The following is a 9,807-nucleotide window of genomic DNA, read 5'->3' as shown; positions in this document are numbered from 1 at the left end:
AATCGAAAGGCCCGGCCGCCAGGCCGGGCCTTCCTTCATTCGGCGGCGGCCATGACCCTTTGCGCCTGGACGAGATGCGGGCGGTCGATCATCTTGCCGTCGAGCTTCAGCACGCCCGCGCCGGGATTGGTCTCGAAGGCCTCGATCACGGCCCTCGCCCGCGCGATCTCTTCCACCGTCGGAGTGAAGCCTTCGTTGATCGTCCCGACCTGGACCGGATGGATCGCCATCATGCCGGTAAAGCCGTCGCGCCGCGCCCGCCCGACATGGGCGCTGAACTCGTGCGTCGCATCGATCCGGGGGAAGACCGTATCGATCGCCGGGACGCCAGCGGCATGGGCGGCGAACAGGGTCAGGCTACGCGCCAGCTCGAAGGGAGCGGTATAGCGGCCATCCTCCTCGCGCGCGGTGATGGCGCCAACCGAAGCTGGCAGATCTTCCGCCCCCCAGGTCAGGCCCGCCAGCCGATCCTTGACCTGCCGGAACGTGCCCAGCTCGAAAATGGCCGAAGGCGTTTCGGTCGCGATCGGCAGGATCGATGGCACCTTCGCGCCATCGGCAAGGCTGATCAGCGCATGGATGCTGGCCGCGCCCTCTGCCTTGGGCAGCATGATGCCGTCGGGCGCCGCGGGCAATATGGCGGCAAGATCGGCGCGGGTATGATCGCCATCCAGCGGGTTCACCCGGACGAAGGCGATGCAGTCGCGCGGAGAGGCCAGCCATTCCACGATTGCGTCGCGTCCGAAAGCCTTGCGTTCCGGCGCGACCGAATCCTCCAGGTCGAGGATGATGGCATCGGCGCCGCTGGCCGCCGCCTTGCCAAAGCGTTCGGGACGATCACCGGGAACGAACAACAGCGAACGGAGCTTCATGCGGGCCTCTTCCTCAACAATGCCGTCCGCGTGCACTGGCAGACCATTTCGTCCCGCTGGTTATAGAGGTGGTGCGCGAATGTCACGATGCCAGCTTCGGGACGCGACCGGCTTTCCTTGAGGTCGATGACTTCGCTGTCCGCCCGCATGGTGTCGCCGATGAAGACGGGCTTGGGCATGACCAGCTTGTCATAGCCCAGATTGGCGACCAGCGTGCCCAAGGTCGTGTCTCCTACCGACAGCCCGACCATCAGCGCGAAGGTGAAGGTGCCGTTGACGAGGATCTGGCCGAATTCCGACGCCTTGGCCGCCTCAATATCCAGATGCAGCGGCTGGGGATTGTGGGTCATCGTGCTGAACAGAAGATTGTCGGTTTCCGTCACCGTGCGGTGGATATCGTGGGCGATCCGGTCGCCGATCTGCCATTCGTCATAATAGCGGCCTGCCATCAATCCTCTCCCCGCTCGACCAGCACCAGTTGCGTGCCTTCGCTGACCTGCTCGCCTTCGGCTGCGTCCAGTTCCGCCACCACGCCATCGAAGGGCGCGACAAGGCTGTGTTCCATCTTCATCGCCTCCAATGTGACCAGCTTCTGGCCCTTGGCGACCCTCTCGCCCTTGGCCACGGCGACGGCAATGATCCGTCCCGGCATCGGGGAAAGGATCGCGCCGTCCGATGCAGCCGTGCCGCCCGCCGTGACCGGCGCGCTCAGCGCAAAGAACCAGCTCTGGCCTGCCTCCGTCACGATGATCGTGCCGTCACGCTCCATATCGGAGCAAAGGCCCGTTCGCAGGTCGCTGGATTTCGCTTCCGCGATGACATGGCGGCCGTCCACGAACAAGTCGACCTTCGTTTTCGACGGCCGGTTAAGCCGGAAGCCGAACAGCCCTTCCCGAAAGGGGCGGTCTTCCCATCGGCTATGATCGAGCCAGTCCCTGCGAAAACGCTGGCCAGCCGCTGCAAGGACGCGATCGGAAGGACCCTCAATCGTCGTCAGCGCCTCTCCCTGTCGTTCAATCAGGCCAGTGTCGAGACGAGCCTCGGCAAAATCCGGCATGGCGAGACAGGCATGGAGGAAGGGCTTGTTCGTGTGCAGCGGCCCAACAAAGCTGCTGTCCAGCCAGCGGAGCAGATCAAGGCGCGCGACCTCCCGATCCTTGCCATGGCAAATGACCTTGGCGATCATGGGGTCGTAGAAGGAACTGACGCTATCCCCCTCTTCCACGCCCGTTTCCACGCGGGCGCGATAGTCGAACAGCAGCCGGTCGATTCGGCCAGGGCTGGGCAGAAATCCCCTGGCAGGATCTTCGGCATAGAGCCGCGCCTCGATGGCGTGGCCGTTGATCGACAGTTGCTCCTGCCTTTTCGGCAGCGGTTCGCCGCTCGCCACGCGGAGCTGCCATTCGACCAGATCGACGCCGGTAATCTCCTCCGTCACCGGATGCTCGACCTGGAGCCGGGTGTTCATCTCCATGAACCAGATGCGGTCGGCGCGCAGGCCCTCGCTCGCATCGGCAATGAACTCGATGGTGCCCGCACCCACATAGTCCACCGCCTGCGCCGCCCGCACCGCCGCGCCGCAGATCGCCTGCCGCGTCGCTTCGTCCATGCCGGGCGCCGGGGCTTCCTCGATCACCTTCTGGTGGCGGCGCTGGAGCGAGCAGTCGCGCTCGAACAGATGGACGACCTGTCCATGGCTGTCCCCGAACACTTGCACCTCGATATGGCGGGGCGAGAGGATATATTTTTCGATCAGCACCTGATCGTTGCCGAAGGAGGACGCCGCCTCCCGCTGGCAGGAAAGCAATGCATCGGCAAAATCCGCCGCAGCGTCCACCCGCCGCATCCCCTTGCCGCCGCCGCCCGCGACCGCCTTGATGAGGACGGGATAGCCGATGGCGTCGGCTTCGGCCTTCAGCCGCTCCGCGCCCTGATCCGCGCCCTGATAACCGGGCGTGACCGGCACGCCCGCGTCGGCCATCAGCGTCTTGGCGGCGTCCTTCAGCCCCATGGCGGTGATGCTGGCAGGATTCGGGCCGACCCATATCAGGCCCGCATCGATCACGGCCTGTGCGAAATTCGCATTTTCCGAGAGGAAACCGTAACCTGGATGGATCGCCTCCGCCCCGCTCGCCCTGGCGGCAGCGATGATCCGATCGCCCACAAGATAGGATTCGCGCGCGGGCGACGCGCCGATATGCACGGCCTCATCTGCTTGCCGGACATGGAGCGCCTTCGCGTCGGCGTCGGAATAGACCGCCACCGTCCGGATGCCGAGACGGCGCGCGGTGCGGATGATGCGGCAGGCAATCTCGCCGCGATTGGCTATGAGTAGGGACTGGATCACATGCGGAACACCCCGAAGCGGGGCGCCTCCTCGACTGGAGCGTTGAGCGTGGCGGCGAAGGCGAGGCCCAGCACGTCGCGGGTCTGGGCGGGGTCGATCACCCCATCGTCCCACAGCCGCGCGGTGGCGTGATAGGGATTGCCTTCATCCTCATATTTCCGGCGGATCGGCGCCTTGAAGGCTTCGGCTTCTTCCGGCGTCCACTTCGCCGCATCGCGATGGACGGTCGCCAGCACGCTCGCCGCCTGCTCGCCGCCCATCACGGAGATTCGGCTGTTGGGCCAGGTAAAGAGGAAGCGCGGGCTATAGGCCCGGCCGCACATGCCATAATTGCCCGCGCCGAAGCTGCCGCCGATCAGCACGGTGATCTTGGGCACGCTGGCCGTCGCCACCGCCGTCACCAGCTTGGCGCCATGCTTGGCGATCCCCTCCGCCTCATATTTGCCGCCGACCATGAAGCCGGAGATATTCTGGAGGAACAGCAAGGGGATGCGCCGCTGGCAGGCGAGTTCGATGAAATGCGCGCCCTTCTGCGCGCTCTCGCTGAACAGCACGCCATTATTGGCCAGGATCGCCACCGGCATCCCCCAGATATGGGCAAAGCCGCAAACGAGGGTCGTGCCGTAGAGCGCCTTGAACTCATGAAATTCGCTGCCGTCGACGATCCGCGCAATGACTTCACGCACATCATAGGGCGCCCGCACATCCTGGGGCACGATGCCGTAAAGCTCCTCCGGATCATATTTCGGCGCCTTGGGCTCGCGCAGGTTGAGATCGATGTCAGGCGCAGGCTGCAAGGTCGAGACGATGTCCCGCACGATGGTCAGCGCATGTTCGTCATTCTCCGCGACATGATCAACCACGCCGGATCGGCGGCCATGCACCTCCGCCCCGCCCAAATCCTCCGCGCTGATGACCTCGCCCGTTGCGGCCTGCACCAGCGGCGGCCCAGCAAGGAAGATCGTCCCCTGATGGCGCACGATCACCGTCTCGTCCGACATGGCGGGCACATAGGCGCCGCCCGCCGTGCAGCTGCCCATGACGCAGGCGATCTGCGGGATGCCCCGCGCGGACATCTGCGCCTGATTGTAGAAGATGCGGCCGAAATGCTCGCGGTCGGGAAAGACCTCCGCCTGGTTGGGCAGGTTCGCGCCGCCGCTGTCGACCAGATAGACGCAAGGGAGCCGGTTCTCCAAAGCAATCTCCTGCGCGCGGAGATGCTTCTTCACGGTCATCGGATAATAGGTTCCGCCCTTCACCGTCGCGTCGTTGCAGACGATCATCACCTGCCGCCCCGACACCCGGCCGATCCCCGCGATCATGCCCGCGCCGGGCACCTCGCCCTGATACATGTCGTTGGCGGTCAGCTGGCCGATTTCCAGAAAAGGGCTGCCGGGGTCCAGCAACCGCTCCACCCGGTCGCGGGGGAGCAGCTTGCCGCGTGCCACATGCTTCGCCCGCGCCGCCTCGCTGCCGCCGAGCGCCGCCTGAGCCACCTTCTCGCGCAGTTCGTCGCGCAAGGCGCGGTTATGCGCGGCATTGGCGCGGAAGGTCTCGCTCTCCGGCGAAAGCTTGGTATCGAGAAGCGGCGCAGTCACGCTCTTGCGCTCCCCTGCCCTGCGGTTGCATATGCGGGGCTATCCATGCCGACCATCCTGCTCCTCACCATTTCCAACCTGTTCATGACCACCGCCTGGTATTGGCACCTGAAGGGCGGGATGAACAAACCCCTTTTCGCGGTCATCCTGATCAGCTGGGGGATCGCCTTCGTCGAATATTGCTTCGCCGTGCCCGCCAACCGCTTCGGCTTCGCCAGCGGCTGGAGCGCGGGCCAGCTCAAGGTTGCGCAGGAAGCCATCGCCCTGCTGATCTTCGGCGGATTCATGGTGACCGTGCTGGGCGAACCGCTGCACTGGCGCCATCTGGCCGCCTTCCTCTGCATCATGGCAGCGGTCGGCTTCCTGTTCGTGGGACGGCCATAGCTCACGCGCCGATCAGCTCGCGGCCGATCAACATGCGGCGGATTTCATTGGTCCCCGCCCCGATATCCAGCAGCTTCGCGTCGCGCATGTAACGCTCGACCGGCCAGTCCTTCGTATAGCCAGCCCCGCCCAGCGCCTGCACCGCCTCCAGCGCGACCTTCATCGCATTCTCGCTGGCCAGCAGGATGGCCCCCGCCGCGTCGAAGCGGGTGGTCTTGCCCATGTCGCAGGCCCGCGCCACCGCATAGACATAGGCGCGCGCCGAGTTGAGCGCGACATACATGTCCGCGATCTTGGCCTGCATCAGCTGAAAGGCGCCGATGGGCTGGCCGAACTGCCTGCGCTCGCGCACATAGGGCAGCACCACGTCGAGGCAGGCCTGCATGATGCCAAGCTGGATGCCCGCCAGCACCGCCCGCTCATAATCCAGCCCCGACATCAGCACGCCGACGCCGCCATTCAGCGGCCCCATCACATTCTCTTCCGGCACGTCGCAATCGTCGAACACCAGTTCGGCGGTGGGGGAACCGCGCATTCCCACCTTGTCGATCTTCTGACCGATGGAAAAGCCCGCAAAATCCTTCTCGATCAGGAAAGCGGTGATGCCGCGCGATCCCTCGCCCGTCTTGGCATAGACGACCAGCGTATCGGCTTCCGGCGCGTTGGTGATCCAGAATTTCGTGCCGTTCAGTATGTAGCGGTCGCCCTTTTTCTCGGCGCGCAGCTTCATCGACACGACGTCCGATCCTGCCCCGGCTTCCGACATGGCGAGCGAGCCGACATGCTCGCCCGAAATCAGCCTGGGCAGATAGCGTGCCTTCTGCTCCGCATTGGCCCAGCGGCGGATCTGGTTGACGCAGAGATTGGAGTGCGCACCGTAGCTCAGGCCTATGGATGCCGAGGCCCGCGCCACCTCTTCCTGCGCGACCACATGCTCCAGATAGCCCAGACCCAGCCCGCCATCCGCCTCATCGACGGTGATGCCATGCAGGCCCAGCGCTCCCATTTCCGGCCACAAGTCGCGCGGAAACCAGTCCTTCGCATCGATCTCCGCCGCCAGCGGAGCAATGCGATCAGCGGCGAAGCGCGCCGTGGTTTCGCGGATCATCTCCGCATTCTCGCCGAGGGCAAAATCGAAATCGGTCATGGCAAGGCTCTCCTTGGCGCGCATCCTATCGTTCAACGAACGCCAGGAAAAATTGAAACCACGCAGGATAGTGTATAGTTTCTGTCTATGATCGAACGCTATCTGCTGCGCTATTTTCTCGCGGTCGTCGACCAAGGCAATTTCTCCCGCGCCGCCGCTCATTGCCTGGTATCGCAACCGACGCTGTCGGTCGGTATCGCCAAGCTGGAACAGGCCGTCGGCGCGCCTTTGTTCCTGCGCAGCAACCAGCGGGTCGAACTGACCGAAGCGGGCGCCCGGCTGCTCACCCATGCCCGGCGGATCGAGCGCGAGTTCAACCTCGCCGAACTGGCGGGAGAAAGAACGGAACAGGCCCCAGTGCTGCGCATCGGCCTGCTCCTCAGCATTCCGGGAGAAGCCGTGGCCCGCGCCTTGGCAAGCTGCCCGCCCGCGCAGCAGGGCCGGATCGAATTCATCCCCGGCAGCGAACGCGAATTATTGGGCCGGCTGGACGCGGAACGCATCGACGTGGCGTTCAGCCTCATCCGGCCGGGCGTGGACCGTTTCGCGACGCAGCCGGTCATAGAGGAGGGCTATGGCATCGCCATGGCCAGCGATCATCGCCTGGCCGAGCGGCAGATGGTGACGGCGGAGGAACTGGCGGCCGAAACCATGATCGTGCGGCGCCATTGCGAGGCGCTGTCCGCCACCAGCCGCCATTTCGTCGATCGTGGGGTTCGCCCGCATTTCACCTTGCGTTCGACCAATGACGAGCGAGTGATGCAGATGGTCGCGGCGGGGCTGGGCATCACGGTCATGCCGGACAGCTATCGCTGGCCGGGGATGACGCGGGTGGCGCTCAGGGATTTCGGGGAGCGGCGCTCGGTGGGCTTCCTCTATGGCGCGCGGGCGGCAGGGTTGCGGGACACGCCCGTGCTGAAGGCTTTGGCGGCGGCGCTGGCGGAATAGGGCGGATTTCGGCCATCAATCGCCAAAGTCCCCGTCCCTTCAGGGAGGAGAGAATCCCCCCCTCATCCCGCTCATGGGATCAGGAGCGAGCTGTCCCCGTAGCTGTAAAAGCGATACCCCCGCGCAATCGCATGGGCATAGACAGCCTGCATCCGTTCCCGCCCCATCAGGGCGCTCACCAGCATGAACAAGGTCGATTTGGGCAGATGGAAATTGGTCATCAGCCCATCGACCGCCCTGAACCGATAGCCCGGCGTGATGAAAATCCGCGTCTCATCGGCGAAGGGACGGATGATGCCATCCTCTCCGGTCGCGCTTTCCAGCAGGCGCAGACTGGTCGTGCCGACCGCGATCAGGCGCCCTCCGGCCTGCCGCACCGCATTCAGCCGGTCCGCCGTCGCCTGATCGATCCGCCCCCATTCGGCATGCATCCGGTGGTCGTCGGTATCGTCCGCCTTGACCGGCAGGAACGTCCCGGCCCCGACATGCAGGGTCAGCGTTTCCGTCGCCACGCCCGCCGCCCCCAGCGCCGCCATCAGTTCGGGCGTGAAATGCAGCGCTGCCGTAGGTGCCGCGACGGCGCCATCCTCCCGCGCGAACATGGTCTGGTAATCGCTGCGGTCGCGCTCGTCGGTGGGGCGCTTGCTGGCGATATAAGGCGGCAGCGGCATCCGCCCCGCCCGCTCCAGCAGCAGTTCCACCGGCTCCTCGCCCTCGAAGCTCAACGTGACGCCGCCATCCTCATCGCGCGGGCCTGCAATGGCCGTGACTCCCGCGCCGAAATCGATCCGGTCGCCGTCGCGCACCCGCTTGGCATTGCGCAGGAAGGCCTGCCATTGGCGCAGGCCGAGCCGCTTGTGGAGCGTGGCGCCGATCCTCGCCTGCCCACGCATCCCCTCCAATTGGGCGGGGATGACCTTGGTATCGTTGAACACCAGCACGTCGCCCGCACGCAGCAGGCCCGGCAGGTCGCGTACGATATGGTCTTCGAACGGCCTGTCGCCGGACACGGACAGCAGGCGGGCCGAATCGCGCGGCGACGCGGGCCGGAGCGCGATGCTCTCTGGCGGCAGGTCGAAATCGAACAGGTCTACCCGCATGGCTTTCGCCCCCGCGAACGGGGTGGCTTACTTCTTCCTGGGCGCGACCGGCTTCTTCGCGGGCGCGGGCTTCTTGACCGGCAGCGGCGGAACGATCGACGGCGCCGGAGCGGGCGGCGTCGGCAGCGCGGTCACGGGCGGCTTGCCGTCACTTTCGATCGACGCCTGCAGAATGATGGTGGGGTCCGCGGGCGGCTCGCCCTGATGGATGGCATCGACATATTGCATGCCGTCGATCACGCGGCCGAACACCGTATATTTCTTGTCGAGCTGCATGCGCGGCAGGAAGACGATGAAGAACTGGCTGTTGGCGCTGTCCTCGCTCTGCGCGCGGGCCATGGAGACGGTGCCGCGCAGATGCGGCATCGGGTTGAATTCCGCCTTCAGGTCCGGCAGCGTCGAACCGCCGGTCCCGTCGCCCTTGGGGTCGCCGCCCTGCGCCATGAAGCCGGGAATGACGCGATGGAATTTGAGGCCGTTGTAGAAGCCCTGCCGCGTCAGTTCCTTGATCCGCTCCACATGTTGCGGGGCAATGTCGGGGCGCAGCTGGATGCGCACGCGGCCCCCGCTGGACAGGTCGAGATCCCAGACATTCTGCGGATCGACCGGCACCGTCGCGGGCGGCAGCTTGCTCGCCGGATCAAGGCCGAGCTGCTTGGCGGTCTGCTCCGCGCGAACGGCCGCCTCTTCCTTCTTCATTTCCTCGGCGTTGCGCCCGCCGCCCTGGGCCAAAGCCGCGCCGCTCGATGCATAGAGGGCGAAACCGATCGCCACGGTCTTGAGCGCCGACGTGAACCGCATGAATGAAGCTTTCCTATATGTCTGGGCCAGATGCGAAGTTGCCTCTGATAGCGTCCTCATCGCGATTGGCAACTGAACGAAGGCTGAGTCGAACCTTATCCCTGCCCCTTGAGGCCCAGCTTCGCCACCCGCGCCTCCACCTCGTCGCGCACCGCGGGGCTGACGAATTTGTGAATCGGCCCGCCATAAAGCGCGATTTCCTTGACCAGGCGCGAGGCGATCGGCTGGAGCGAGACGTCCGCCATCAGGAACACCGTCTCGACCCGGCAATTGATCTGCTGGTTCATGCCCGCCATCTGATATTCATATTCGAAGTCGGCAACGGCGCGCAGCCCCCGGACGATGACGCTGGCCCCCTGCGATTCGGCAAAGTCCATCAGCAGCGAATTGAAGCCGGTGACGACGATTTCCGTGTCGATCCCCGCGCATTCGCGGCGAACCATCTCCAGCCGTTCCTCGTCGGAGAACATGGGCGACTTGGAAATATTGGTCGTGACGCCGATCACCAGCTTGTCGACCAGCTTCGCGCCGCGCCGGATGATGTCCATATGACCCAAGGTGATCGGATCGAATGTGCCGGGATAAACCCCCACCCTCTGCTTGCTCATGT

General features: G+C 65.1%; 10 protein-coding genes. 2 read left to right on the top strand and 8 right to left on the bottom strand.

Annotation, left to right across the window (positions count from 1 at the left end; translation table 11 throughout):
• Positions 1-35: 35 nt before the first annotated feature.
• Genes MJ601_RS10935 through MJ601_RS10920 form a run of 4 tightly spaced genes read right to left on the bottom strand, consistent with a single transcriptional unit; the run spans position 36 to position 4,817 of the window.
• Positions 36-872 carry an HpcH/HpaI aldolase/citrate lyase family protein gene (locus MJ601_RS10935; protein ID WP_242126258.1) on the bottom strand — a complete coding sequence of 279 codons (837 nt, stop codon included), beginning with the start codon at positions 870-872 and terminating at the stop codon, positions 36-38.
• Positions 869-1,321 (bottom strand): MaoC family dehydratase, encoded by a 453-nt coding sequence (locus MJ601_RS10930; RefSeq protein WP_242126256.1) that lies wholly within the window; start codon positions 1,319-1,321, stop codon positions 869-871. The genes MJ601_RS10935 and MJ601_RS10930 overlap by 4 nt, the downstream gene beginning before the upstream one ends.
• Positions 1,321-3,219, bottom strand: coding sequence for an acetyl/propionyl/methylcrotonyl-CoA carboxylase subunit alpha (locus tag MJ601_RS10925; RefSeq protein ID WP_242126254.1), 1,899 nt, complete (start codon positions 3,217-3,219; stop codon positions 1,321-1,323). Before MJ601_RS10925 ends, MJ601_RS10930 begins: the two co-directional genes overlap by 1 nt.
• Positions 3,216-4,817, bottom strand: coding sequence for a carboxyl transferase domain-containing protein (locus tag MJ601_RS10920; protein ID WP_242126252.1), 1,602 nt, complete (start codon positions 4,815-4,817; stop codon positions 3,216-3,218). The genes MJ601_RS10925 and MJ601_RS10920 overlap by 4 nt, the downstream gene beginning before the upstream one ends.
• Before the next feature lie 45 nt (positions 4,818-4,862).
• Between MJ601_RS10920 and MJ601_RS10915 the strand changes: the two genes are divergently transcribed.
• Positions 4,863-5,201: a DMT family protein gene (locus MJ601_RS10915; RefSeq protein ID WP_242126250.1), complete on the top strand. Its 339-nt coding sequence runs from the start codon at positions 4,863-4,865 to the stop codon at positions 5,199-5,201.
• Between the two features lies 1 nt (position 5,202).
• On the opposite strand, the gene MJ601_RS10910 is transcribed toward MJ601_RS10915, so the two are convergent.
• Entirely contained in the window at positions 5,203-6,348 is a 1,146-nt protein-coding gene (locus tag MJ601_RS10910; protein ID WP_242126249.1) for an isovaleryl-CoA dehydrogenase, read from the bottom strand.
• An 87-nt stretch (positions 6,349-6,435) separates the two neighbouring features.
• Between MJ601_RS10910 and MJ601_RS10905 the strand changes: the two genes are divergently transcribed.
• Complete coding sequence (locus tag MJ601_RS10905) at positions 6,436-7,296, top strand: LysR family transcriptional regulator (protein WP_242126246.1); 861 nt, start codon at positions 6,436-6,438, stop codon at positions 7,294-7,296.
• A 71-nt stretch (positions 7,297-7,367) separates the two neighbouring features.
• Here the strand turns inward: MJ601_RS10905 and queA are convergent, their stop codons facing one another.
• The 3 genes from queA to coaD form a co-directional block, all read right to left on the bottom strand.
• Positions 7,368-8,396, bottom strand: coding sequence for a tRNA preQ1(34) S-adenosylmethionine ribosyltransferase-isomerase QueA (queA, locus tag MJ601_RS10900; RefSeq protein WP_242126244.1), 1,029 nt, complete (start codon positions 8,394-8,396; stop codon positions 7,368-7,370).
• Positions 8,397-8,423: 27 nt separating this feature from the next.
• The gene (locus MJ601_RS10895; protein WP_242126242.1) at positions 8,424-9,197 is read right to left on the bottom strand and encodes a peptidylprolyl isomerase; all 774 of its coding nucleotides are present in this window, start codon (positions 9,195-9,197) and stop codon (positions 8,424-8,426) included.
• Between the two features lie 95 nt (positions 9,198-9,292).
• The gene (coaD, locus tag MJ601_RS10890; RefSeq protein ID WP_242126240.1) at positions 9,293-9,805 is read right to left on the bottom strand and encodes a pantetheine-phosphate adenylyltransferase; all 513 of its coding nucleotides are present in this window, start codon (positions 9,803-9,805) and stop codon (positions 9,293-9,295) included.
• Positions 9,806-9,807 lie beyond the last annotated feature (2 nt).

This window comes from Sphingobium trunci, assembly GCF_022664535.1.
Taxonomy (GTDB): Bacteria; Pseudomonadota; Alphaproteobacteria; order Sphingomonadales; family Sphingomonadaceae; genus Sphingobium.
This window is presented reverse-complemented; position numbering and strand designations above follow the sequence as displayed.

What these genes read in the sequence shown, in the direction of transcription:
- MJ601_RS10915 (WP_242126250.1), top strand. Translation starts at nt 4,863, where the DNA reads ATGCCGACCATCCTGCTCCTCACCATTTCCAACCTGTTCATGACCACC.
- coaD (WP_242126240.1), bottom strand. Translation starts at nt 9,805, where the DNA reads ATGAGCAAGCAGAGGGTGGGGGTTTATCCCGGCACATTCGATCCGATC.
- MJ601_RS10930 (WP_242126256.1), bottom strand. Translation starts at nt 1,321, where the DNA reads ATGGCAGGCCGCTATTATGACGAATGGCAGATCGGCGACCGGATCGCC.
- MJ601_RS10905 (WP_242126246.1), top strand. Translation starts at nt 6,436, where the DNA reads ATGATCGAACGCTATCTGCTGCGCTATTTTCTCGCGGTCGTCGACCAA.
- MJ601_RS10895 (WP_242126242.1), bottom strand. Translation starts at nt 9,197, where the DNA reads ATGCGGTTCACGTCGGCGCTCAAGACCGTGGCGATCGGTTTCGCCCTC.
- MJ601_RS10910 (WP_242126249.1), bottom strand. Translation starts at nt 6,348, where the DNA reads ATGACCGATTTCGATTTTGCCCTCGGCGAGAATGCGGAGATGATCCGC.
- queA (WP_242126244.1), bottom strand. Translation starts at nt 8,396, where the DNA reads ATGCGGGTAGACCTGTTCGATTTCGACCTGCCGCCAGAGAGCATCGCG.
- MJ601_RS10935 (WP_242126258.1), bottom strand. Translation starts at nt 872, where the DNA reads ATGAAGCTCCGTTCGCTGTTGTTCGTTCCCGGTGATCGTCCCGAACGC.